The organism is Rhizobium sp. YTU87027 (genome assembly GCF_050644135.1).
GTDB lineage: Bacteria > Pseudomonadota > Alphaproteobacteria > Rhizobiales > Rhizobiaceae > Rhizobium.
In genome coordinates, this window is sequence record NZ_CP098443.1 from 499,802 (window position 1) to 522,445 (window position 22,644).

The 22,644-nt window shown below is 58.3% G+C and carries 23 protein-coding genes; 6 read left to right on the forward strand and 17 right to left on the reverse strand.

Going from position 1 to position 22,644, the window contains the following annotated elements; genetic code table 11:
• Nucleotides 1-94: 94 nt before the first annotated feature.
• From NBG89_RS32855 to NBG89_RS32865, 3 genes are all read right to left on the reverse strand, one after another.
• Nucleotides 95-1,081, reverse strand: a complete 987-nt coding sequence (locus NBG89_RS32855; RefSeq protein WP_431324784.1) for a LacI family DNA-binding transcriptional regulator — start codon at nucleotides 1,079-1,081, stop codon at nucleotides 95-97.
• Between the two features lie 122 nt (nucleotides 1,082-1,203).
• Complete coding sequence (locus NBG89_RS32860; RefSeq protein ID WP_431324785.1) at nucleotides 1,204-2,277, reverse strand: Gfo/Idh/MocA family protein; 1,074 nt, start codon at nucleotides 2,275-2,277, stop codon at nucleotides 1,204-1,206.
• Nucleotides 2,278-2,318: 41 nt separating this feature from the next.
• Nucleotides 2,319-3,299, reverse strand: coding sequence for a Gfo/Idh/MocA family oxidoreductase (locus NBG89_RS32865; RefSeq protein ID WP_431324786.1), 981 nt, complete (start codon nucleotides 3,297-3,299; stop codon nucleotides 2,319-2,321).
• A 200-nt stretch (nucleotides 3,300-3,499) separates the two neighbouring features.
• On the opposite strand from NBG89_RS32865, the gene NBG89_RS32870 reads away from it, so the two are divergent.
• From NBG89_RS32870 to NBG89_RS32885, 4 genes are read left to right on the forward strand one after another with little or no spacing between them, the layout of a single operon-like run.
• Complete coding sequence (locus NBG89_RS32870; protein WP_431324787.1) at nucleotides 3,500-4,444, forward strand: LysR family transcriptional regulator; 945 nt, start codon at nucleotides 3,500-3,502, stop codon at nucleotides 4,442-4,444.
• A gap of 55 nt (nucleotides 4,445-4,499) precedes the next feature.
• Nucleotides 4,500-5,504: a threonine ammonia-lyase gene (locus NBG89_RS32875; protein ID WP_431324788.1), complete on the forward strand. Its 1,005-nt coding sequence runs from the start codon at nucleotides 4,500-4,502 to the stop codon at nucleotides 5,502-5,504.
• A gap of 13 nt (nucleotides 5,505-5,517) precedes the next feature.
• Nucleotides 5,518-6,585 carry a DUF4392 domain-containing protein gene (locus tag NBG89_RS32880; protein WP_431324789.1) on the forward strand — a complete coding sequence of 356 codons (1,068 nt, stop codon included), beginning with the start codon at nucleotides 5,518-5,520 and terminating at the stop codon, nucleotides 6,583-6,585.
• A gap of 11 nt (nucleotides 6,586-6,596) precedes the next feature.
• Nucleotides 6,597-7,064 carry a RidA family protein gene (locus NBG89_RS32885; RefSeq protein ID WP_431324790.1) on the forward strand — a complete coding sequence of 156 codons (468 nt, stop codon included), beginning with the start codon at nucleotides 6,597-6,599 and terminating at the stop codon, nucleotides 7,062-7,064.
• Nucleotides 7,065-7,094: 30 nt separating this feature from the next.
• On the opposite strand, the gene NBG89_RS32890 is transcribed toward NBG89_RS32885, so the two are convergent.
• From NBG89_RS32890 to NBG89_RS32930, 9 genes are all read right to left on the reverse strand, one after another.
• Nucleotides 7,095-7,796 carry a TetR/AcrR family transcriptional regulator gene (locus NBG89_RS32890; protein ID WP_431324791.1) on the reverse strand — a complete coding sequence of 234 codons (702 nt, stop codon included), beginning with the start codon at nucleotides 7,794-7,796 and terminating at the stop codon, nucleotides 7,095-7,097.
• 129 nt (nucleotides 7,797-7,925) lie between these two features.
• A complete protein-coding gene (locus tag NBG89_RS32895; protein ID WP_431324792.1) occupies nucleotides 7,926-8,696 on the reverse strand; it encodes an SDR family NAD(P)-dependent oxidoreductase in 771 nt (256 codons plus the stop codon).
• 53 nt (nucleotides 8,697-8,749) lie between these two features.
• Entirely contained in the window at nucleotides 8,750-9,871 is a 1,122-nt protein-coding gene (locus tag NBG89_RS32900; protein WP_431324793.1) for an acetoin dehydrogenase dihydrolipoyllysine-residue acetyltransferase subunit, read from the reverse strand.
• A 5-nt stretch (nucleotides 9,872-9,876) separates the two neighbouring features.
• On the reverse strand, nucleotides 9,877-10,884 hold the full coding sequence (locus NBG89_RS32905) for an alpha-ketoacid dehydrogenase subunit beta (protein ID WP_431324794.1): 1,008 nt from the start codon (nucleotides 10,882-10,884) through the stop codon (nucleotides 9,877-9,879).
• Nucleotides 10,885-10,895: 11 nt separating this feature from the next.
• Nucleotides 10,896-11,873: a thiamine pyrophosphate-dependent dehydrogenase E1 component subunit alpha gene (locus NBG89_RS32910; protein ID WP_431324795.1), complete on the reverse strand. Its 978-nt coding sequence runs from the start codon at nucleotides 11,871-11,873 to the stop codon at nucleotides 10,896-10,898.
• 143 nt (nucleotides 11,874-12,016) lie between these two features.
• Nucleotides 12,017-12,904 carry an alpha/beta fold hydrolase gene (locus NBG89_RS32915; RefSeq protein WP_431324796.1) on the reverse strand — a complete coding sequence of 296 codons (888 nt, stop codon included), beginning with the start codon at nucleotides 12,902-12,904 and terminating at the stop codon, nucleotides 12,017-12,019.
• Between the two features lie 24 nt (nucleotides 12,905-12,928).
• A complete protein-coding gene (locus NBG89_RS32920; protein ID WP_431324797.1) occupies nucleotides 12,929-14,656 on the reverse strand; it encodes an ABC transporter permease subunit in 1,728 nt (575 codons plus the stop codon).
• The gene (locus NBG89_RS32925) at nucleotides 14,649-15,728 is read right to left on the reverse strand and encodes an ABC transporter ATP-binding protein (protein WP_431324798.1); all 1,080 of its coding nucleotides are present in this window, start codon (nucleotides 15,726-15,728) and stop codon (nucleotides 14,649-14,651) included. Before NBG89_RS32925 ends, NBG89_RS32920 begins: the two co-directional genes overlap by 8 nt.
• A 30-nt stretch (nucleotides 15,729-15,758) precedes the next feature.
• Nucleotides 15,759-16,871: an extracellular solute-binding protein gene (locus NBG89_RS32930; protein ID WP_431324799.1), complete on the reverse strand. Its 1,113-nt coding sequence runs from the start codon at nucleotides 16,869-16,871 to the stop codon at nucleotides 15,759-15,761.
• A 529-nt stretch (nucleotides 16,872-17,400) separates the two neighbouring features.
• Here NBG89_RS32930 and NBG89_RS32935 point away from each other — a divergent pair.
• On the forward strand, nucleotides 17,401-18,231 hold the full coding sequence (locus NBG89_RS32935) for a putative hydro-lyase (RefSeq protein WP_431324800.1): 831 nt from the start codon (nucleotides 17,401-17,403) through the stop codon (nucleotides 18,229-18,231).
• Nucleotides 18,232-18,433: 202 nt separating this feature from the next.
• On the forward strand, nucleotides 18,434-19,333 hold the full coding sequence (locus NBG89_RS32940) for a LysR family transcriptional regulator (protein ID WP_431324801.1): 900 nt from the start codon (nucleotides 18,434-18,436) through the stop codon (nucleotides 19,331-19,333).
• Between the two features lie 85 nt (nucleotides 19,334-19,418).
• Here NBG89_RS32940 and NBG89_RS32945 read toward each other — a convergent pair whose 3' ends face one another.
• The 5 genes from NBG89_RS32945 to NBG89_RS32965 form a co-directional block, all read right to left on the reverse strand.
• Nucleotides 19,419-19,712 carry a putative quinol monooxygenase gene (locus NBG89_RS32945; RefSeq protein WP_431324802.1) on the reverse strand — a complete coding sequence of 98 codons (294 nt, stop codon included), beginning with the start codon at nucleotides 19,710-19,712 and terminating at the stop codon, nucleotides 19,419-19,421.
• 21 nt (nucleotides 19,713-19,733) lie between these two features.
• Nucleotides 19,734-20,183 carry an OsmC family protein gene (locus NBG89_RS32950; RefSeq protein WP_431324803.1) on the reverse strand — a complete coding sequence of 150 codons (450 nt, stop codon included), beginning with the start codon at nucleotides 20,181-20,183 and terminating at the stop codon, nucleotides 19,734-19,736.
• Nucleotides 20,184-20,277: 94 nt separating this feature from the next.
• Nucleotides 20,278-20,688, reverse strand: a complete 411-nt coding sequence (locus NBG89_RS32955; protein WP_431324804.1) for a GlcG/HbpS family heme-binding protein — start codon at nucleotides 20,686-20,688, stop codon at nucleotides 20,278-20,280.
• Between the two features lie 16 nt (nucleotides 20,689-20,704).
• Nucleotides 20,705-21,460: an SDR family NAD(P)-dependent oxidoreductase gene (locus tag NBG89_RS32960; protein ID WP_431324805.1), complete on the reverse strand. Its 756-nt coding sequence runs from the start codon at nucleotides 21,458-21,460 to the stop codon at nucleotides 20,705-20,707.
• Between the two features lie 61 nt (nucleotides 21,461-21,521).
• Nucleotides 21,522-22,643, reverse strand: coding sequence for an acetoin dehydrogenase dihydrolipoyllysine-residue acetyltransferase subunit (locus NBG89_RS32965; RefSeq protein ID WP_431324793.1), 1,122 nt, complete (start codon nucleotides 22,641-22,643; stop codon nucleotides 21,522-21,524).
• Nucleotide 22,644: the final 1 nt, after the last annotated feature.

The following is a 22,644-nucleotide window of genomic DNA, read 5'->3' on the forward strand; positions in this document are numbered from 1 at the left end:
CGAAACGGTTTGCATCATAGCGAAAGTCGGCGCCAGCGCCGCCAGTCCCGGCACTCATGCCAAGGACAAAAACCCTGCTCTAAGGCCGCAGGTCCTAGGCAGACTGACGCAGCTTCAGCTGAAAGGGCAAGATGATGTCCGTGCGTTGATCCGGCGCCTTTGGCGGCTCGCAAATCAATTTCGCGATGGCGGGCCCAAAGTCGAATGCCGGCACCTTCACGGTCGACAGCCAGGGAGCAAGCCATTCATTCAGGCGGTTGTCATCGAAGCCGAAGAGTAGGACGTCGTCGGGTAGCCGCATCCCGGTCTCGACAGCGGCGCGATGAACGCCGTAGGCGATCATGTCGTTGCCGCAGAAAATCGCAAACCGGCGACTGCGGTCGACAAGTAGAGCCCGACCGACCTCGTAGCCTCCCTCCATTGTAAAGGGACTTTCGAAATGGAGCACCGGCGTCTCTCGACCCAGGCCGTCAAGAAAACCTTCGGTGCGCTCGCTGCTGCCAGAATATTGACGCGGACCGGAGATAACGACGCAATTGTCGTAACGTCGATCGGCGAAGTAGCGACCGACGGCCAAACCGGCCGCATAATTGTCAATTCCGACATAGGGTGCGTCAACCCCATCGGCCGGCCGGCGGTTTACGAAGATAAGATTATGTTGCCGTGCCACCATCTCGCGAATCTGAGGTGTGTCTATCGCACCTTGAACGACAATAGCTCTCGCCCGAAGACCTTGTGCATCGGTCAACAGGCGGTCCTGCTGTGCAGCGTCTTCCGAAGCGTTCGCCAGGACCATCGAAAGACCTTGATCCTTGAGGGCCATCTCAACGGATGCAGCGACATCGGCGGTAAAGTGGTTGGTCGCATCTGGTACCAGCATGACCACGACGCGGCTTCGAGCGAGACGAAGTGACCGGCCAATTTCGGAGGGCGTATAGCCCAGAGCCTCGGCGGCATTTCGCACGCTCTCCAGGGTGTCGGGCGCGATCGCGTCAGCCTTGCCGCCAAAATAACGCGAGACGGTCGCCGTGGATACGCCCGAAAGGCGAGCGACGTCGCGTACAGTGGGGGGCTTGGTCATGTCACAGTGCTCTTTAAAAATGTCAGACGCTGTTCAGTTCGTCCATTGCGTGTTGTCCAACATTTGATCAGGCGAAGGGCAGATCGTCAACGACCCCTCTTGAGACAGCCCATATAATCCACTTACGAGAGCAGAAGCCTCTTATTGGTGGTCGGGATCTTTCGTATCATCTCGCTCACCGGATGGCGCTTGCGCGGCGAGGAGCGAACTTTCTGCGGCCTTCCAGTTTGAAGCGAGCGTTCGATGGCCAGTAGCACGGTTAGGTCTGCCAAGCCTTCCTCGCCATCGGGTTCGGGACGCGTCCCGTTGATGATGCAGTCGGAAAAATAATGGATCTGCCCTGCGAACTGATCATACCTTTCAAACGAGACGTGCTCGACGTTGGATCTCGTATCAAGAACAACCCGTGTCCCGGATTCAAATCGGAAGCCATTTTCCACCCTCAGTTCACCGTGGGTCCCCACGATCCGGTAGGCATCGACGTCGTAGGCGCCAAAGCTGCAAAAGAACTCAGCCAGCCTTCCCTCCGGAAACCTCATGGTGACCGCTACGCTCGCATCGACCTCTTCAAACCGTGGATCGTCGGTCGGTCGGGCGGACATGGCGAAAACCTCGACTGGCTCCGCCTCAAAAACATGTCGCGCCGCGTTGATGCAGTAAATCCCGATGTCCTGCAACGGCCCTCCCCAATGCTCGCCCTTTAAACGGTGATTTCCGATCTGCGATTGAAACCCGAACAAGGCTGAGAAAAAGAGCGGCGTCCCGATTTTCCCAGACCGAAGACTTGTCAACGCATTCACGGTCGCAGCATCATTGTGAAGCCGGTAGCTCGTCATCAGCATTACGCCGTGACCGCGGGCCGCTTTTATCATCGTCCTTGCTTGCTCGATGGAGGTTGCAATCGGCTTTTCAACCATCACATGTTTTCCTGCCCGAGCGGCGCGAACCGCAAAGTCGGCATGCATCGGGTTTGGAACCGCTATATAGACGGCGTCGACACTATCGCTCCTCAACAGATCATCGAAGCCCCGGTAGTCGATCACCTGTTCGATCTGATGGAATTCCGCTAGCCGACGCGCGCCCTTTAAGTTACCGGAAACAATTGCGGTCACGCGTGAGTTCCCAGTCTGCGGCACTGCTGGCAAGAACGCTTCTTGAGTAATCCAGCCGGCACCAACGACAGCGTATCTGATCATGCAAGGGCCTCGATATTCCAGTTCGGATGATTGCCCGCCGACTACCGGTCATAAAAGGATGGACGCTTTTCGGAGGTGAAGCGGGCGTAACCGTCATCTTCCAGGGCAGCAACGATCTGTTCTGCAATCAAGGTCGTGACATACCCATCCCATGCGCTCGCTCCCTGGCATGGTGCCCCGTCGCGAACGGCTTTGACCCACTGGTTCAGTTGGATCGTGTAAGCGTTTCGAAAGCGCGGGATCCAGTTATTCGGGTAGCCCCTTCGATTGGATCCCGACAGGTTTTGGGCCGTTGTCTCAGGGGTGATCGTTTCTATCGTACCCTGGCGACCAACGAGCTGAGCGTGAACATGGTATCCGTACTGGCAGTTCATGAATACCTCGGTCGAAATAATCTCATTTCGATCTGTTTCCATCGTGATGAGGAGCGGGTCTCCTCCTGGCATCGAATGTACACGCGCAGATACAAGTTCCGAACCGAGGAGCCAGCGGCTGACATCAATTTCATGGACGAACGCGTTCGTCACTGACATCGGGCCGTTGAACCACTCCGGCACGACGGGGTTACGGTGAACGTTGTGCAGGATGGTGGTTGCTCCAATCGTGCCCGTTTCCTTCAGGCGCTTGAGCTCCATATAGGCCGGGTCGAAGCGGCGCATGTAGCCGACCTGTACAAGACGTTTGCCGTTGGCGATTTCAGCTTCGACGACCCCGCGTGCCTCTGCTGCGGTCATCGCGAGGGGCTTTTCGCAAAGCACATGTTTTCCCGCTTCGATGCAGGCAAGAACAAGGCCTGCATGGGTCGCGTCCGGCGACGCCACGAGTACGGCGTCGATGCGATCGGATCTGATCATTTCCAAAGGGTCGGTTGCGACCCAATTTCCGCGCGCGGCCGCAAGCGCCCTTGTTTGGTCTGCGTCACACACGGCTGCGAGATGAGCCCCGACCGTGTCCTCCGCCAGAATGCGGGCGTGTTCCGACCCCATTACTCCAGCGCCAATGACTCCGACTGCAAGGCTCATTTCGCATTCCTCTCGGTTGACGTTTCTGCGTCCGGCGCTGTCTGCGGCCCTCTTCGGACACAATACCTTTGACGCCCAGGATGTTAACGTTTACATTACTGTATGCCCGACCACGAGGTGATCTTCCTTTAGCGATTAAGAAGCGTAATCCGGGCGAATGTCAACGATAACATCGTAGACAAGCACAATGGGAACGATCGATGTTTAGTCTGCGAAGCTTGGAAGTCTTTTACTGGGTGGGACACCTGCATAGCTTTTCTCGTGCCGCTGAAAAGCTGAATACGACGCAGCCCGGTATCTCGCAGCGCATTGGCGCGATGGAGGAGTTGATCGGCGAACCCCTCATCAACAGAACGACCAAGCCGATAACGTTGACGGCAGTTGGACGAGCTGTCTTTGGTCACGCGGAACTCATTTTGCGGCAAATTTCCGCCATGCAGGCCGATCTTCAACTCAATAGAAAAACGCAGCGAAGAGTGCGCCTTGGCGTGTCGGAGACCATCGTTCAAACCTGGCTTTCGCGCTTTCTAGAGCAATCCTCCCGCCAATTTCCGAGCATCGATTTCGATATCACCGTCGATGTTACGCCGTCGATGCTAAGGAGCTTGCAGGAAGGCGAAATCGACATGGCGCTAGCACTTGGACCATCCGTTGTAGAAGGTTTCACGTATCTGAAATTGAACGATTTTCCTCTCCACTTCCATGCAATGCCTGGCCTCGTCGCCGGACGGCATCTGACCTATAGCAATGCGGCCACCTTTCCTATCCTGACCTATCCCCGTAACACGTATCCCTACGAGCATTTGCGTGATTTGCTGTTGCGCAATACCGATCGTCCGCCGCGGATATTTACCAATTCATCGATTTCGACGATCGAGAAAATGGCGTTAGACGGGATCGGGATCGCCCTGGTCGCCGAGGGGTCGTTGCGATCAGCGGCACATGACGGCCAATTGCAGGTCCTGTCGACGGATATCGCTCTTCCGCCCTTGAGCTTCTACGCTTTCTATCCCCGCGGAGTGGGCGGCGAAATCCTCGGCGATCTCGCAAGGATCGCGCAGCGGACGTCGGCGACCCATGCCGGCGGCGCCACCCTCAAAAACGAAGTATTCGATTTCGTTATGCCAAATGATGCAATAATATAATTTCACATATCGCATCAGGCGAGCTTCAATCTTGCAAATGAAGCAGGAGCTTGATGTGACCATCCGCGCGGCCGTAACCCATTTCGAACCGACTGAAGCACAAATTGATGCGGCTCAAAGACGGATCGCACCATACGCGATCCGCACGCCAATTCTCACCAGCGAGACGCTGGATCGCATGGTCAAAGGGCGTGTTTTTCTCAAGCCCGAAAACTTGCAGCGGTCTGGTTCCTTCAAGCTTCGCGGCGCATTGAATCGAGCGCTTCAGCTTAATGAAGAGCAGCGCGAGGGCGGCATTGTTGCGTGGTCGTCGGGCAATCATGGTCTGGCAATATCCTACGTCGCGCGAAAGCTCGGTATCAAAGCAACAGTTCTGATGCCGCAGGAGGCGCCAAAAACGAAGATCGACGGCGTCAGAAAGAATGGCGCTGCGGTTCGTCTTTATGACAAGACGAAGGAAGTGAGAGAGGAGATCGGCGCACAGATTGCGGCCGCGACCGGCGCCACTATCGTTCCTCCCTACGATGATCCGTTTGTCATCACCGGGCAGGCAACGCTCGGTGCCGAAATGGCCGAGCAGGTCCGGGACATGGGCCAAGTTCTTGATGCGGCGTTGTTTCCCTGCTCGGGAGGCGGATTGGTGTCGGGCGCCGCATGCGGCTTGCATACCCTGATGCCTCAAGCGTCAGTTTATAGCGTCGAGCCGCTGAACTTCGACGGGATGGCGATTTCGCTTGCCGCCGGCCAAGCGATGAAGGCCTCCGCGCAAGGCACTTCGATCTGCGATGCCCTTCTCGTCCCCGCTCCCGGGCAACTGACGCTGCCAATCTGCCGCGCCCATCTGAAAGAGGGCCTGTCCGTGACCGACGAGGAAGTCAAAGAGGCTATTCGCTTCGCATTCCAGGAACTGAAGCTCGTGGTGGAGCCTGGCGGCGCCACGGCTCTCGCCGCCGTTCTCGCAGGTAAAGTTGACGCGGCAGGCAAGTGCCTGGGCGTCTTGATCAGCGGCGGCAATGTCGACCCCGACAAATTTGCCGCCTTCGTCAATGAACAAGGTTGAATAAGGATACAAAATGCTCGATTTGCAAAGCGCAAAGGGTAAGAATATCGCTCAAACGATCGAGCAATTCATGACACTCGATCTCACCGGCGTCGGTCTCATTGCAAGGATCTACCAGGCACTCCAAAGCCGTCAGCCTGGCCCTGCCTGCATGCGGGGAGCAGAAATCATTTGTGAGCGCGTACGCAGTCACCGTGGCCCGATCGTCATTGCGACTGGCTTCCCGGAGGGAGCTGGAGTGCCCGAAACGGACGGCCCGGTCGGGGCCGCTCTGCTCGCGCGCGCCTTCTTCCTGGGGCTTGGCGTCGAGACCATCATCCTGACCGACAACGATTGGCTGGAAATGACCGTCGGAACATGCCGGGGGGCGGGACTTGCGCCACTTGCTTTCCCGCATGATGGTATCATCAAGCCGATAGACTTCGTTCGACCCGTCTATATCCGCGGTGTTCCAAAGGACGAAACTGGCTGCCGAGCGATTACTGACGAATTGCTCGACATTACCAAACCGTCCTTGGTCATAGCCATTGAGCGCCCGGGAAGAAACGATCGTGGACTGTACCACGGTCTTGGTGGTCGGCCACTCGATGGCATGGTTGCGGATCTTGACCAGTTCTTCCTGCGCGCCAAGGCGCAAAACATTCCCTTCCTGGCCATAGGTGACGGAGGCAATGAACTCGGAATGGGCGTTATCGCCGAAGAGCTGAAGACCTTCTCGCCGAAAGCCAAGGATAGCGGCCATCCTGGGCGCGGAGGCGTTGCGGCATCCACGGCGGCCGACCATTTGATCGTCTCGAACGTGTCGAACTGGGGCGCGACGGGCTTGATTGCAGCACTTTCGGCGCTGCTCGAAAAGCCGTCGATCTTTCACGACGGCGAGCTGGAGCGCAGATGCATTGAACAATGCGTGGCGTTCGGCGGCGTGGATGGCATGTTCATGGGACCCGAGCCGGCGGTGGACGGTATTGCGGCTGCGGAATGGGCCGGCCTTGTCACCACCTTGCACAATACGCTTGATCGACTGGCCGGTCGTGTAACCGGTTGGAAAGGTGACAGCGGCGACTGGCGACAGCTGAAATAGGGGCGCATTAGATGAACTCTGTTGATCGCCGGCTCCTCGAACTCGGCCTGGAGCTTCCAATGGTCAATCCGGCTCAGGGAAATTATCTGCCCTACGTAAAGGCGGGCTCGCTGGTATTTGTTGCCGGCCAGGGCCCGCGATTGGCCGGACGGTTGACGTGCAGGGGCGTGGTTGGACGCGATGTCACCGTAAAACAGGCTGAAGACGCAGCTCGCCTCTGTGCACTCAACATTGTCGGCCATGTTCGAAACGCCTGTGACGGTGATTTCGACCTCGTCAAGCGTTTCGTCAGGATTGCCGGTCTTGTGCGGTGCACTGAGGATTTCGAGGATCAAGCCAAGGTTTTGAATGCCGCTTCTGATTTGCTTTGCGATGTCTTCGCTTCAAGAGGCAGCCATGCGCGCATGGCATCAGGCACACACGCACTTCCCTCCGGTATGGCCGTGGAAATCGAGGCGGTTGTAGAACTTTCAAATTGAGCGGTCGTGCGCAGCGCCTGCGCCCCATCATTATCTGTTGGTGGCGTTTCGCCTTGGCGAGGCGCCAGCGACGCTGTCCCCGACCGGCAGAGCCGACAGGATCGCGCGCGACAAACCGATAGCCTCGCTGCAGACGGCGTCCAGGCTCGCGGGATCGCCCGACCAATTGCTCCATGTTGTTGATGCATCGAGCATGGACATGACAGCGCGAATTTTTCGGCGGCTCACCTCAAATCCCAACGCCTCGGCACCCGCCTGAAAGAGATCGCAGCAAAGGTCGAGCCAGTGATCGATCTCGTGGCGAAATTCCGGTTCCAGGAACCCACCCGCTCGATCCATTCTGACGAGAAGATCCCACAAGTCGCTTGCAGGGATCGAAACCTGCTGCTTTGCTACTGATCCAACCAACGCGTCCCAGAATTCTTCGGCACTCGTGGATCGATCGATCGCTTCCAGTATCGCATAACCCCAACTGGTGTAATGCCACCGCAGCGATTGTGCGACGATCTCGCTTCGCCCACCCGGGAAATGGAAATAGATTGTCGCTGCCTTGACGTTTGCCTGCTTTGCAAGGGCTCTCATTGTGACGGCCGAGTACCCCTCGATGGTCGCCAATCTCAGAAAGACGTCAAGGATCCGGCTGCGCCCGGGGGTCAGTGCAGACCAATCACACAGATCGAGGTGTTGCTTGAACAAAGCACGGGCAGCAACCACTCGAGGCGAAAGCGTCATCGTCATTCCTTTGTTTTATGCGCTAATGGCTATCAAACAATCTTGTCAACGCGAAGTGGTGCGCCGCGCGACGGCCAATACAAACCAGAGGTCTACGGCCACCCGTCGCGCGCTTGGGCTCGATCTGACTCAGAAGGGATCTCTGGCAGCAGTCAGCCACCCACCATCCATCACGTAGGCGCTGCCATGCACATAGTCCGCGTCGTCGCTGCCGAGGAAGGAAGCGAGCTTGGCGATTTCTTCCGGTTGGCACCAGCGCCGCGCAGGGACCTTGCTGATGGCGAGATCCATATCCGGCGAAGCCGAATTATGTTCCGGCAACGCCAGCGGGGTCGCTGTCGCTCCCGGACAGATTGCGTTGACGCGTATACCCCGGGCCCCATATTCAAAGGTCAGCTGGCGCGTCAGGCCAATCACCCCGTGTTTTGACGCCGTATAGGCCGAGCCACCACCAGCGGCACTAAAGCCCGATGTCGACGAGGTGTTGATGATTGCGCCTTTTCCTTGGGAAAGCATCTGTGGGATGACGGCGCGCGCCATCAAGAACGGCCCTGTAAGGTTCACGGCCAGGACCTTGTTCCACTCTTCCAGGCTGACCTCATGTGCACAGGCGTGACCATCGAGTATGCCTGCATTGTTGCAAAGCAGATCGACGCGTCCCCATCGTTCGATGACCGCGTCGACGCCGGCCTTGACACTGTTTTGGTCGCTGACATCCACTTGAAGCGGGTGAGCCATGGAGGGCTCGGCTATATTCGCAACCGTCTGGACAGCGCGCTCCTTGTTGATATCCATGGCCGCGACAAATGCACCGCGGGAGACGAACTCTGCGACCATCGCCCTGCCCATTCCCGATCCAGCGCCGGTGACGATCACGACTTTTCCAGCATAATTCTTCATGACATTCCTCATCGACATTGCATTTTGACCTGCCGGCGAAACCTTCGACCGGCTCAGTGCCTTTGGTTGATATTGCTGTTGATTGCGTCATTGACGGCGGCTGCTGCCTCCATCTGCGGCATGTGGCCGACGCCCTGGATCTTGCGGATTTCGACGTTGGCGGGGATTTCATTGTCTTGCGGCACGGGGACGATCTGGTCCTGCTCGCCCCAGATGAGGGTGATCGGGCAGGAGAGTTCGGCCAGGGTTTTGCCGATCGACTGCAGTTGACCGTTTTCGTCGGCGATCGTCTCTGCGATGGCGCCAAGTGCTTCGGGGACGCCTTCGAGGCGTTTGAAGCGCAGTGTTCCTTCGACCATGTCGTTGGTGATCTTCGATGGATCGGCAAACAGCCGTTCCAGGACGCCAAGAAGCGGGCGTCGGCGCTCGGCGGCAACGAAGTCGACCAGGAAGTCGCGGTTCATCTGCTTGCTGAGGCCGATAGGGGCAATCAGCGTCAGCGATCCGACGCGCGATGGCTGACGGGCCGCCATGGCCGCGGCCACAGCTCCGCCGAAGGAATGTGCCACGAGATGGATCTTGCCGGGAGCAAGGGGGCCGATCGCCTCCTCGACGGACGAAACGATCTTCGCCAGGATGTCGCCGCCTGCAACGGGAGAGGACGCGCCGTGCCCCGGCAGGTCCACCGCGATGGTGCGCATCTTTTCTGCAAGCGCCGGCTGATTGAACAGCCAGGTCGTCAGATCGCCACCAAACCCGTGGAGGAACAGCACAACATCCTCGCCCGCCTCCCCGGCTTCGAGCAGATTGACCGAACCGCCTTCCACGGCAACGCTGCGCGCGGCGGGCGAGCCTGCCTCGCCGTCCTCACCTGAACCCAGACGATCGGCGTAACTCTGGATGAAGGCGTCGATTTCCTCCTGCGTGGCGCTCTCGTCGGCAATCACCCCGGCCAGGGCCCCGACCGGCGCGGTCGTCCCTTCATTCAGAACGATGCGGCGAAGGGTACCGCTGGAGGCTGCCTCCAGAACATTGGTAACCTTCGTCGTTTCGATCTCGAGGATTTCCTGGCCGCGAGCGACCGCACCTCCTTCGCCGATCATCCATTGGGTGATCTTGCCCTCGGTCATCGTCATTCCCCACTTGGGGATCGTGACTGCTTCGATAAGCGACATGGGTTTTACCTCTTTACGATTGATTTGACCGCCTTCATCACCGCCGCGGGGGTCGGAATGTAGGCATCTTCAAGATTGGGCGCGTAGGGAACCGGCGTATGCGGCGCCGTCACCAGCTTGATCGGCGCCTTCAGCGCGTCAAAGCATTGATCGGCAAGCAGCGCGGAGATATCGGTTGCGACACTGCAGCGCGGATTGGCCTCGTCGACGATGACGACACGCCCGATCTTTTCGGTCACTTCAAGCAGCGTGTCCTCGTCGAGCGGCGAGGTGGTGCGTGGGTCAACGACACAGGCGGAGATCCCCTCCGAGGCGAGGCTGCGGGCAGCCTCCTCGGCGACACCGACCATCCGGCCGATCGCGATGATGGCGACATCCTTGCCGTCGCGCACGACACGGGCTTCACCGAAGGGAATGGTATAGGAAGCGTCCGGTACCTCGCCTACGGTATCGTAGAGCATCTTGTGTTCAAGGAAGATCACCGGATCGTCGTCACGGATAGCCTGCAACAACAAGCCCTTGGCGTCGTAGGGATTGGACGGAATAACCACCTTCAGCCCCGGGATATGGGTGAAGATCGAGTGCAGCGCCTGGGTATGCTGTGATCCGGAACGGCTGCCTGCGCCATAGGTGGCGCGAATGACCAGCGGCGTCTTGGCACGTCCCCCGAACATATAGCGGAACTTGGCTGCCTGGTTCATGATCTGATCGAGGCAGACACCGGCGAAGTCGACGAACATGATCTCGGCGATCGGGCGCAGGCCGGTCAACGCCGCCCCGGCCGCCGCGCCGATGAAGGCCGCTTCGCTGATTGGCGTATCGCGCACCCGCTCGGGACCAAAAGCGCCAAGCAGGCCGCGGGTGACGCCAAACGGCCCGCCCCAGGCATCTTTCACGCCGTTCGCCCCAGCGCCACCCGTCAGATCCTCACCCATCATGATCACCCGCGGATCCCGGGCCATTTCGGCGTGAAGCGCGTCGTTGAGTGCTTGGCGGAAGGATTTTTTTGCCATGTCAGTCGTCCTTACAGATATTTGACGTAAACGTCGGTGGTCAGGGCCGACAACGGCGGGAATGGAGCGGCGCGCGCTGCGGCCACGGCACGATTGATCTCGGCCTCGACGGCCTCATCGACCGCATCGAGCTCGGCTGTGTCCAACAGCGAGACTTCCTTGACGTGCTTGCGGAAGATACTGAGGCAGTCACGATCCTGACGCATCGCCGCCTTCTCTTCCGGTGTGCGGTAATTATCAGGGTCGCCGCTGTAGTGTCCGTAGTAGCGTGGCACATGAACGTGCAGCATCGTCGGACCGCCGCCGTTTCTGGCGCGCTCGACAGCCTCGCCCGTGGCGGAATAGACCTGGAAGACATCCGTGCCGTCCACCTCGATGGACGGAATGTCATAGCTTTCAGCCCGGCGGGTGAAGCTGCCGGCCGACACATGTTCGTTTGCCGTGGCCTCGCCGAAGCCGTTGTCTTCGATCACGAAGACGATCGGCAGCATCCAGATCTTGCCAAGGTTGAAGCTCTCGGACATGACGCCCTCGTTCATCGCACCATCACCGGCAAACGCGATCGCAACCTGGCCGGTGCCGAGCAGCTTGGCGCTCAGCGCCGCCCCGCAGGTGATCGGAGCACCGGCCGCAACGATGCCGTTTGCCCCCAGCATGCCCTTGCGAAGATCCGCAATATGCATCGATCCGCCCTTGCCGCCGCAGGTACCCGTGGCCCGTCCGAAGAGCTCGGCCATCATGCTGTCGATATCGACACCCTTGGCGATCGAATGGCCATGGCCGCGATGCGTCGAGGAGATGTAATCGTCCGCCCTCAGATGCAGACAAACACCGACCGCGCTGGCCTCCTGGCCGGCATAGAGATGGGTGTTGCCGGGAATGTCTCCCGACGCCATCTCGTCCATCACCCGTTCTTCGAAACGGCGGATCATCCGCATGCTTCGATAGACCTCGATGAGCTTGTCATGTGACAGTTGTAAGCCCGACATCCTTCTGTCCTTCCCCTTCACCCTCGTTGAATTCTTTCAATTCGCTCCCTTGCGCCTGACTGCGGTTGACTGCTCCAAAACCAACCGCAGCCAGACGCTTATCCACCCGTCTTGGGAAGGTGGACGTGGCGCGCATTCAGACGCTAGCCAAAGAAGCGCATCAATTCGCTGGCAAGCGCTTGGGGTTGCTCCTCCGCCAGATAGTGACCACACTGTTCGATGGCTGTACCCTTTACATTGGTTGCGATCCGCTGAAGCTCTGCGACCAGGTCAGGCATAGAACCCTGATCAGCACGGACTGCCAACACAGGCATCTCCAGCTTTCCTCGGCTGCTAAGCTCTCTATTCTGGCTCGCCGACTGGGACACGGCACGATAATAGGCCAAACCGCCTTTAAGCCCGTTGCTTCGAAATGCGCGCAAGTACTCGGCGAAGTCCGCGTCGGAGAAGATCTGCGGGTTGGCGGCCTTTCGTTGAAGGAACCACCGAAGGTAGACGTCCTCGCGACCGTCGATAAGAGCTTCCGGTAAGTCAGGAACGTTATGGAAAGCAACGTGCCAGGTGCGCCACGCGACATTCGACGACCAGGGAAGTGAATCGGGCAAGCTAATGCCTGGGATCCCCGTATCAAGGATCGCAAGCCCCATGACGCTGTTCCCGTACGAGGCAGCGTAAGGATATGCGACCCAGGCGCCGACGTCGTGTGCGGCAAGGAAGTGCCGCTCAATGCCGATCCTGTCGAGGAGGCCGCGCACCAGCGTCGCAATCGTCAGAGTGTCACAACCCTGCAATGGCCGGTCAGAGTCTCCTTGCCCCGGGAGGTCGAGCGCAATCAGTCGATAACGTTCCCCAAGGCTCGGCAGGACCTTGCGCCATGCATACCAGCTCTGCGGAAAACCTGCGAACAGGACGAGGACGTCACCGTCTGGGCGCCCGCCGCTGACGTAGTGCATGCGCACGCCGTCGATTGTCGCATAGTTACGGCTGAACCCTTCGATGCCGCATGATGGCCAATCTTGCTGCTGTATCATATTTGTCTCCAGTTCGGTATCGTCTCAGGTGAGGGCCTTCGCCGGCTTGACGGCATTTCTCCAGGCGGCCAGACCCACGACAAGCAAGCACGTAAACAGAAGCAACGAGAAGATCGCGTTGACTGACGGTGTGAAGCCAAAGCGCATCTGGTTGAACACCCAGATCGGCAGCGTTGGTGCACCTCCCGAAAGAAACAGCGTCACCATCACGTCGTCTGCCGAAAGCGTAAGCCCCAAAAACGCGCCGGCAACGATCGTTCCCCTGATCATCGGGAAAAGGACGTGGACGAAACTTTGCCACCGGTTGGCACCGAGATCCAACGAGGCTTCCATAAGGCTTGGATCGAGGCGCCGAAGGCGAACGAGCAGCAAGAGCAACGTTACCGGCATGACGAAACTCATCTGACCGATGACGATGCGCATGACACCGGAGGGAATGCCGAAAATCTCCGTTCCAAGGACCATCTCGATGCCGAGGACAACGCCTGGCGTGGCGATTGGCAATGCAAACGCCATCTCATAGAAACGAGAACCCTTGAGTTTGGAATAATAGACGATCAGCGCAAAGACCGTGCCGAGCGTGACGGACAATGTCACCACGCACGCAGCGACCACAACCGACCGCTGAGCAGCTTCGAGAAGCGATTGATCCTTCAGCAGCTCCTGGTACCAGTGCAATGTCAGCCCCTGCAGCGGAAAGATCTGCAGGTTCGCGGAATTGAACGAGAAGAGGACGATGATCGCCAGCGGTGCATAGAGGTAGAGGATCGCTGCAAGGACACCCGCCGAACCGAACCGCTGTCCGACGTGCTGCTTATCGGCGGAGGGAGGTGGACTATCCTCGGCCTCCTCCCCAAGCATCACACCTTTGGCTGGCGTCAGCGCAATGATCGTGCCGAGAAGAATCCCGACGCTCAACATCAGGGCGACCGCAACCGCAGCACCATAGGGCCAGTTGTTGGCAAACCCGAACTGGGTCGAGACCACGACTCCGAGGGTGGTGCCGTCGATGCCGCCAATCATCGCCGGCGTCACGAAGTCACCCACTGTCACGAGAAAGGCAAGCGAGAAGCCGATGGCGAGATTCCGCCGCGTCAGCGGCCAGATAAGATGCATGAATGTCTGGCGCGCACTCGCACCGGAATCTTGTGAGGCTTCGACAAGATCGCGAGGAATCTTTTCGAAAGCTCCCATCGTCGAGATGAAAATGAAGGGCACTGAGATATAGGCAAACACGATCACGACCGCAGTCGGACTGTACAGGAAGGCTCCAGAGGGCGCATCCAGGATGCCGGTCGACACCAGTGCGGCGTTCAATACACCGGACTGCCCCAGAATGATGCGCCAAGCAAAAATGCGCATCAAGAGGCTGATCCACAGCGGCAATACGACAAGGACGGTGAGCAGCGTCTTGTGCCGTCGTGCGACCCTGCCGACATAGAACGCCAGCGGATAGGCAATGCAAGTCGCCAGCAGACAGCCAAGAAAGCTGAATGAAAGAGTGCGCCAAAGCAACACCCAAAAGCCCATCGACTTCCAGATGCGCGCATAGTTGGTAAGCGAAGGTTCCAGGAGGATTACGCCATTCGACGTCTTCAGAAAACTGGTGGCGACAAGCAGCAGGTTTGGCAAAAGCACGATAAGCAAAAGCCAGACGACGACTGGTACGCCCGCGAGATTGATCCTCGCCGAAAGATGTTGCAGCGAGATCGTTCGTGGCTGGATGACCCCAGAAGCAAGGTTGTCAGTCATAAAACACCTGTGTGTTTTGAACGTCGAAGCTGACCTGAACGGGTTGTCCGACGAGAAATGTGGATTCGCGCACGGCGGGTACCGTGCCAATCAGGTTCAAGGCGCCGCATCGAACGTTCACCTCGCAGTTGGTACCCATGAACAACACGTCTTCGACAACTCCTCGAAGCGTTCCTGGATGCTGTGACCCATCGAGCGTGCTGATCTGGACGGCTTCATACCTGATCGCCATGCGTGCTGGCCCGGCGCGCGGAGCCAAAAGACCGGGAACACCAGTTCCTTCAATTTTCCCGATGGCGCCGCCTTCAGCGGTTTCAAACTTGACCGGAACGAGATTGGATCGTCCCACAAAGCGGGAAACAAACTCGTTGCTGGGCGCAAAGTAGATCTCGCGTGGGGTCGACAGTTGGGCGATTTTCCCTTCATCGAGAACGACGACGCGGTCCGACATCGACAGTGCCTCGCCCTGGTCATGCGTCACATACATGAAAGCGATTCCGAGCTCCCTTTGCAGAGCAACGAGCGTGTGCTGCATCTGCTGGCGCAAACGAAGATCGAGGGCCGCCAGTGGCTCGTCGAGAAGAAGAAGTGTCGGCCTTGAGACGATCGAGCGCGCAAGCGCTGCGCGCTGGCGCTGTCCGCCGGAAAGCTGATGAGGCAGTCGCTCACAGAATGTCGACATTTCGACCAGCTCAAGTGCTTCCAATGCCTTGCCGCTGCGGATCGCTTTTGCTTCTCCGCGCATTCTCAGCGGATATTCGACATTTTCCCGCACCGTCAGGTGCGGGAAAAGCGCGTAGCTCTGGAAGACGGTGCGAACGTCCCTTTTGAAGGGGGGAACCCCGTTCACGGTCTTGCCGCCCATCACGATCTTGCCTTCGTCAGGGTGTTCAAAGCCCGCGACGGTTCGCAAAATGGTTGTCTTGCCGGAACCGCTCGGGCCAAGGATCGAAAAGAATTCACCTGCTCTGACGGCAAAGGAAACATTGTCGAGCGCGGGTTTTTGAGCGCCGTCATATGTCTTTGAGACGCCTTCGAGCGAGAGCACGTGACTGGTTTGAGGGGTTCCCATATCTCTTCTCCTAGCTGGCCTGCGGCCGTATCAAAGCGTGCCGGCCAAAAAGTCGTTCCAGATCTGGATGCGCCGCTCCACGTCTTCCGGCTCTCGGAAGAACACCAGGTTGCTCTTGAAGGCGGGATCTTCGGAATCGAGGATGTTGGTGGTTTTCAATTCCGCTTCCGTGAAACCAGCCTTGCGGGCAGCCTCCGGGGTGAGAACACCGTTGCTGCCCGAGAACTTCATGAAGCGCGTCTGCCAGTCGACTGACATCGTGTCGTTGAGGAACTTATAGACAATGTCGCGCTGTCCCTTGGGGGTGACATATGTGCCCTCAATCCAAGACGGAGTGCCTTCCTTGGGGAGCGTATATTTGAAATTCAGGCCCTTTTTCTTCAGTGTATTCACAACAGTGACGTTGTGGCAGTAACCGAGCAGCGCTTCGCCGGAAGCATAGACGTTTGCCGCATCGTCGAAACCGCGCGTGACGACCCGCACCTGACGGCGCAGTTCCCGCAGCGCGTTCGTGACCGAGGTAAATTCCTCTTCCGTCAGCTTGAACGGATCCTTTGCGCCGACATAAAGCGCGATCATCGGGATCGTCACGGTGGCGTCATCGAATATGGTGACCTTGCCTTCGTAAGTTTTGTCCCAAAGGGCCGCCCAGCTCATCGGCGGCTCCTTGATCACGTCGGCGTTATACTGAAGCGGCTGTGTGCCCCAGTGAAGCGGAATGCCCATCAGCTCACCGTCGACGGTCAGAGGATCCTTCCAGTTCAATCCGGGCAGAATGTTTGCGACGTTCGGAACCTTCGAAACATCGAATGGGGTAATCTGCCCCGCCTTCTTTAGTCGACCCGCGGTCGACGCCTCGGAATAGACGACGTCCGGCTTGACGGCGCCAGACTGGAGCTGCGCAAAAACCTCGTCGAGCGAGGAGATGATCACGGGCTTGATCTTTGCCCCGTTTGCCTTCTCCCATTCTGCGATCCAGTCCGGCTCATCATAGCTTTCCCACGTCAGGAGAGTAATCGGCTCTTCCTCGGCCCAGGCGCTGCGCAGAAGTGAAGGCGCAAAGAGCGCTGTTGCTGCGATGGCGCCTCCAGCTTTGAGTGCTTTGCGACGGCTGGGTGACTGCAATTGATCATGTCCGGTCATTTTACGAGTTCCCTTGTTCTGATTGGCAGGCTCTGGTTATCAGGGTGCGGCTGGAAGCCGCCGCGCCAATCTAACGAACGACAGTTCGGTTCGATTGGCGGCATGTATTGCTCGCCGTATTCGGCAAGCGACATTGTAAACGTGCAAGCGGATTGAAAATGCCTCGAGCCGATCGACTTGATGGAAGATCCATCTCAGCCAGACTTTTGGACGGCTAGGCTCGGGCTATAACACGGGACCTCCCACGCACCGTGCATGGCGATCATAGTCACGCCGCGCCCTATGAGGGTCAAATCGTCATTCTCGATGGTAGCTGATAGATGCGGATTATCAGGCGCTCCATCCTTCCGGAGATGAACGCACTGGTACAGCGTGATCTGGACGAGCAGGCCGTAAACAGTCCACTCGGCCGGTTAAGCCAGGTGATCAGCGCCATTTATCTCTACTTATACGATATCGCAATTTGACGACTGCGCCGGATGGCGCAACTGTCCGAAGCTACTCTGTAGAAAATTGAAAGGCATAGCGAATGGCAGACCATGCGACACAGGTCGCTGAACGCGGCCCCATGCATGTGCGGGCCGATGCAAGAGCGAAGATTATCACGGGCCAGACGTCTGGGATGGCAGGCGGCTTTGCTCAAGGGAACCTCGTCATCCTGCCGAGCGATTGGGCTTCGGATTTCTTGCGCTTTTGTCTTGCCAACCCGAAGCCATGCCCGTTGCTTGCCGTCGGCAATCCTGGTGATCCGTCCCTGGCGGGCGCAGGCACCGGTATCGACATTCGCAGTGATCTGCCCAGCTATCGTGTATTTGAGAATGGCGAGCTGGTTGACGAGATTGAGGACATTTCACACATCTGGCGCGATGATTTCGTCACCTTCCTGATTGGCTGCTCGTTTTCCTTCGAATGGGCTTTATTGAACGCTGGTCTCGGTGTGCGCCACATCGAGCTTGGCACGAATGTGCCAATGTTCAAGACGAACATCGAATGTGTGCCCGCCGGTCGGTTCTCAGGGCAATTCGTCGTCTCGATGCGACCGATGAAGCCACGTGACGCTATCCGAGCAATCGAGATTACCGGCCGGATGCCGCAGGTTCATGGCGCGCCGGTCCATTTTGGTGACCCGTCCGCCATTGGTATCTCCGACGTGATGCGCCCGGACTACGGCGATGCCGTGCCGATCAGGGAGGGAGAGGTCCCGGTCTTCTGGGCGTGCGGCGTGACACCTCAGGTCGCGCTGGCGAAGGCAAAGCCACCGATCGCGATTACGCATAGTCCCGGATGCATGCTGATCACCGACATTGCGGATGAAGATCTGCTGAACGGCAAATTCCACTTTCATCCACCGGAACTTTAAGGGCGAAAGCTTGATCACGCGCTGACAAATTGTTCAACTTGCGCGCCGATGCGCGCCGTCGATGCGCAAGACCATCTGGCGGCGTTGCGCGGTTTGTCGTCATGTCATCGCGCGCTGTGTCCGACCTCCTTGACGCAAAAGGATGATCAATCCTAACTGGGAGCGTGAGTTTGCTCGCCCGACCAGCGTAGAAAGGTGCGGAATGGTTGATCTGCGAACCTTGGAGACCTTTTATCTCGTCGCCCAAACTGGTGGCTTCCATCGAGCCGCCGAAAAGCTCCATACGACGCAGCCCGCGGTATCGGCACGTATTGCGCAGCTTGAACAGGAACTCAGAGTACGCCTGTTCGAGCGCGACAAGCGGGGAAGTCATCTGACAAGCAAAGGACGAGAGCTACTTCGCTATGTCGAACGAATGATTGCCCTAAGAACAGAGTTGGTGCTGGCCGTGGCCGGGCAACCCAGTCTCAGCGGTACGGTGCACCTCGGGGTGTCGGACACCATCGTGCATACTTGGCTGCCAGCCCTGCTTAAACGCATCAGTCAGGAATATCCGGCAATTACTCTGGAGATTGACGTCGACGCGTCCTCTCATCTTACCGTTGCCCTGCTTGACAACACCATAGATGTCGCCTTGCTGATGGGGCCGGTCAACGCCGGCAACGTCATCAATAGTCCTTTGTGCAGCTATCCGATCGACTGGATCGTGCCTTCGAATTTTCAGGCGGGACACGAGCCGATTGCTCTGGCAGATCTGGCAAGGTTCCCGATCATAACCTTCGCGCGGCAGACCCGTCCCTATTTTGAACTGAAGGAGCTTTTTCACGCCGGCGGCTTTGACGAAGTGCGGTTATTCGCCAATTCCTCCCTGTCATCGATTGTACGAATGACGCTCGATGGTCTGGGGGTCGCGGCAATTCCGAAGGAGGTTGTCGCCGAGCACCTGGCGAAGGGGGAATTACGGGTGCTGAGGAGCGAGGAACCGATGCCGGTCATGTCCTTCACCGCGAGCTACATTCAGCGCCCCGACATGCCGCTAAATGCGGTGGTGGCAGATCTGGCGCAGGAGGTGGCAGCTGACTACCAGAGGCAGGGGACCTAATCGTATCCGCCCACTCGCAGCCTCGCGTGCGGGGCGTCACAGCGGGCGAACGCGCCCGCTGTGACTGGGCGAGCCTCGGAGGAGATCAAGAGACTCGCCGATATTTTTCGAGCTTCACCGACTTGAAGAACTGGCCGTACTTCTCGCCAAACGCTTTCATGGATGGGGTGTTGTTATGCACGTCCAGGGATCTTTCATCATCCCAGATCTCGTAGAACAGGAACTCGCCCGGTCGTTCGTTTGACTGGTGCAAGTCATACTGCACGAAACCCGGTTCGCCTTGCGCGATTGGCACGAGCGTAAGCAGCGCGTCGCGAACCTGGTCTTCCTTCCCCTCATGCGCAACTATGGTTGCAACAACAACAAGCTTGTCCTTCATCTTTTCCTCCTTCGACTTCGTTTAATCTAACTCGATTGCGACGTGGCACTTGATGGAATTCGCAATAAAGCACCCCTTGTGAGCGCGATGGTGCAGGCGATTCAGTGCCTCCCGATCAGGCTGCTTCTCTCCGCTGAAGACTGCCTTTGGATGAAGGATGATATCGGAAACCCACATTGCACCCTCGGGGCTTTTGGATACTTTTCCGATGGCCTTGTCCTCATATGCGCTGACCGCGTAGCCACTGCCCTCGCAAATGGCGAGGAAATAAAGCATATGGCAACTGGCAAGTGCATTGACGAGCAACTGCTCGGGATCGGCAAAATTTGGATTGCCGAGGTATTCGGGTGCCGCCGAGACCGGTATCGTGACCTCGGAACTGATGATCCCTTTATGATCGCGACTATAGGTGCCGGGCTGCTTGGGATGGTCCTTGGCCTTCCATTCCAGGCGGACGATATGTTCTGACATGGCTGCGGTTCCTGAAGTTTGTTGTCTTTGGCGTGGCGGGCGCTGCAAGGCTCGGCGATGTCTCCGATCATGCAGCGGCGCCGAGGCCTCAAGACTATCGGTTGAGAACGTCTGCAATTGCATGCGCTATCGCCTCGTCGGCCTCGATTGGACCGCCCGACACGCCAACGCCGCCAATGACCACGTCGCCATCATATACCGGCAGCCCTCCGCCAAAGACGACAAGGGGGCGACTGGCGGCACGCTCCATGCCAAATAGCGAAGCGCCGGGTTGGACAGTTTCCATCCAGTGTCCTGACGGCGCGCGAAGTGCAGCGGCGGTGAAGGCCTTGTTGTGGGCGATTTCGATCGTTCCGAACGCGGCATCGTCGACGCGAACAAAAGCGACCAGGTGTCCGCCACCATCGACAATCGACAAAGACGAGCGTTGCTTGAGTTCTTTGGCCTTGGCAACACCGGCGTTGATTGCCTCAAGGGCTAGGTCATGAGGGATGTGCTTCGTCATTTTCGAAAATTCCTCCCTAGTTATAGATGCCGCCGTCGACGGTGATCGCCTGGGCAGTAACGTACGAAGATTCGTCTGATGCGAGGTAGACGAACAGCGGGGCCACCTCTTGCGGCGTGCCTTGACGACCAAGCGGAATAACCGTCGGTACCAAGGATTCCTGCTTCTCTTTGCCGCCGATGAAATCGATGACCGGCTGATTGAATGGGGTATCGATCCAGCCGGGGCAGACAGCGTTGACGCGCACGCCGTCGCGCGCCAGTTCCAGGGCGACCGATGTCGTAAAGCCGATGACTGCGGCCTTCGACGCCGAGTAGCACGTCAGTCCTGCTCCTCCTCGCTTGCCGGCGAGTGAAGACATCATGACGATCGATGCGTTGCCGGTCTCGCGAAGATACTTCAACGCTTCGCGCACGAAGATGAAGTTGCTCCTCACGTTGATCGAAAATACCTTGTCCCAATTGCTGGTGCTGAAGTCGTCGACCTTGCCGGACAATTGCACGCCTGCATTCAGGCAAAGCGTGCTGATGCCTTTCATCCAGGCCGCCGCCTCGCCAATCGCGGCCTTGATGTCTTCTTCCCGCGAAATATCGGCTTTGATGAACTTCACCCTTCCGCCGAAACGCTTCTCGACGTCGGCGCCCTTTGCAGCATCGATGTCGACGACGGATACGACCGCGCCTTCAGCTACAAACGCTTCCAATATTGCAAGGCCGATGTTGGCTACGCCACCTGTCAAAAGAACGCGTTTTCCTGACAAACGTCCAGACATGGTTTCAACTCCCAGAGTTAGGTTATGCCGGCATGCTCACGCAAACCGGCGCTGCGGCACATCAGTGCCTTTGGTTGATATTGCTGTTGATTGCGTCATTGACGGCGGCTGCTGCCTCCATCTGCGGCATGTGGCCGACGCCCTGGATCTTGCGGATTTCGACGTTGGCGGGGATTTCATTGTCTTGCGGCACGGGGACGATCTGGTCCTGCTCGCCCCAGATGAGGGTGATCGGGCAGGAGAGTTCGGCCAGGGTTTTGCCGATCGACTGCAGTTGACCGTTTTCGTCGGCGATCGTCTCTGCGATGGCGCCAAGTGCTTCGGGGACGCCTTCGAGGCGTTTGAAGCGCAGTGTTCCTTCGACCATGTCGTTGGTGATCTTCGATGGATCGGCAAACAGCCGTTCCAGGACGCCAAGAAGCGGGCGTCGGCGCTCGGCGGCAACGAAGTCGACCAGGAAGTCGCGGTTCATCTGCTTGCTGAGGCCGATAGGGGCAATCAGCGTCAGCGATCCGACGCGCGATGGCTGACGGGCCGCCATGGCCGCGGCCACAGCTCCGCCGAAGGAATGTGCCACGAGATGGATCTTGCCGGGAGCAAGGGGGCCGATCGCCTCCTCGACGGACGAAACGATCTTCGCCAGGATGTCGCCGCCTGCAACGGGAGAGGACGCGCCGTGCCCCGGCAGGTCCACCGCGATGGTGCGCATCTTTTCTGCAAGCGCCGGCTGATTGAACAGCCAGGTCGTCAGATCGCCACCAAACCCGTGGAGGAACAGCACAACATCCTCGCCCGCCTCCCCGGCTTCGAGCAGATTGACCGAACCGCCTTCCACGGCAACGCTGCGCGCGGCGGGCGAGCCTGCCTCGCCGTCCTCACCTGAACCCAGACGATCGGCGTAACTCTGGATGAAGGCGTCGATTTCCTCCTGCGTGGCGCTCTCGTCGGCAATCACCCCGGCCAGGGCCCCGACCGGCGCGGTCGTCCCTTCATTCAGAACGATGCGGCGAAGGGTACCGCTGGAGGCTGCCTCCAGAACATTGGTAACCTTCGTCGTTTCGATCTCGAGGATTTCCTGGCCGCGAGCGACCGCACCTCCTTCGCCGATCATCCATTGGGTGATCTTGCCCTCGGTCATCGTCATTCCCCACTTGGGGATCGTGACTGCTTCGATAAGCGACATG

Coding starts and splice junctions, on each gene's coding strand:
- NBG89_RS32895 (WP_431324792.1), bottom strand. CDS start 8,696: ATGAAGAATTATGCTGGAAAAGTCGTGATCGTCACCGGCGCTGGATCG.
- NBG89_RS32965 (WP_431324793.1), bottom strand. CDS start 22,643: ATGTCGCTTATCGAAGCAGTCACGATCCCCAAGTGGGGAATGACGATG.
- NBG89_RS32920 (WP_431324797.1), bottom strand. CDS start 14,656: ATGACTGACAACCTTGCTTCTGGGGTCATCCAGCCACGAACGATCTCG.
- NBG89_RS32860 (WP_431324785.1), bottom strand. CDS start 2,277: ATGATCAGATACGCTGTCGTTGGTGCCGGCTGGATTACTCAAGAAGCG.
- NBG89_RS32910 (WP_431324795.1), bottom strand. CDS start 11,873: ATGTCGGGCTTACAACTGTCACATGACAAGCTCATCGAGGTCTATCGA.
- NBG89_RS32880 (WP_431324789.1), top strand. CDS start 5,518: ATGCTCGATTTGCAAAGCGCAAAGGGTAAGAATATCGCTCAAACGATC.
- NBG89_RS32885 (WP_431324790.1), top strand. CDS start 6,597: ATGAACTCTGTTGATCGCCGGCTCCTCGAACTCGGCCTGGAGCTTCCA.
- NBG89_RS32945 (WP_431324802.1), bottom strand. CDS start 19,712: ATGAAGGACAAGCTTGTTGTTGTTGCAACCATAGTTGCGCATGAGGGG.
- NBG89_RS32925 (WP_431324798.1), bottom strand. CDS start 15,728: ATGGGAACCCCTCAAACCAGTCACGTGCTCTCGCTCGAAGGCGTCTCA.
- NBG89_RS32865 (WP_431324786.1), bottom strand. CDS start 3,299: ATGAGCCTTGCAGTCGGAGTCATTGGCGCTGGAGTAATGGGGTCGGAA.
- NBG89_RS32950 (WP_431324803.1), bottom strand. CDS start 20,183: ATGTCAGAACATATCGTCCGCCTGGAATGGAAGGCCAAGGACCATCCC.
- NBG89_RS32900 (WP_431324793.1), bottom strand. CDS start 9,871: ATGTCGCTTATCGAAGCAGTCACGATCCCCAAGTGGGGAATGACGATG.
- NBG89_RS32890 (WP_431324791.1), bottom strand. CDS start 7,796: ATGACGCTTTCGCCTCGAGTGGTTGCTGCCCGTGCTTTGTTCAAGCAA.
- NBG89_RS32905 (WP_431324794.1), bottom strand. CDS start 10,884: ATGGCAAAAAAATCCTTCCGCCAAGCACTCAACGACGCGCTTCACGCC.
- NBG89_RS32960 (WP_431324805.1), bottom strand. CDS start 21,460: ATGTCTGGACGTTTGTCAGGAAAACGCGTTCTTTTGACAGGTGGCGTA.
- NBG89_RS32915 (WP_431324796.1), bottom strand. CDS start 12,904: ATGATACAGCAGCAAGATTGGCCATCATGCGGCATCGAAGGGTTCAGC.
- NBG89_RS32855 (WP_431324784.1), bottom strand. CDS start 1,081: ATGACCAAGCCCCCCACTGTACGCGACGTCGCTCGCCTTTCGGGCGTA.
- NBG89_RS32940 (WP_431324801.1), top strand. CDS start 18,434: ATGGTTGATCTGCGAACCTTGGAGACCTTTTATCTCGTCGCCCAAACT.
- NBG89_RS32870 (WP_431324787.1), top strand. CDS start 3,500: ATGTTTAGTCTGCGAAGCTTGGAAGTCTTTTACTGGGTGGGACACCTG.
- NBG89_RS32935 (WP_431324800.1), top strand. CDS start 17,401: ATGGCAGACCATGCGACACAGGTCGCTGAACGCGGCCCCATGCATGTG.
- NBG89_RS32955 (WP_431324804.1), bottom strand. CDS start 20,688: ATGACGAAGCACATCCCTCATGACCTAGCCCTTGAGGCAATCAACGCC.
- NBG89_RS32930 (WP_431324799.1), bottom strand. CDS start 16,871: ATGACCGGACATGATCAATTGCAGTCACCCAGCCGTCGCAAAGCACTC.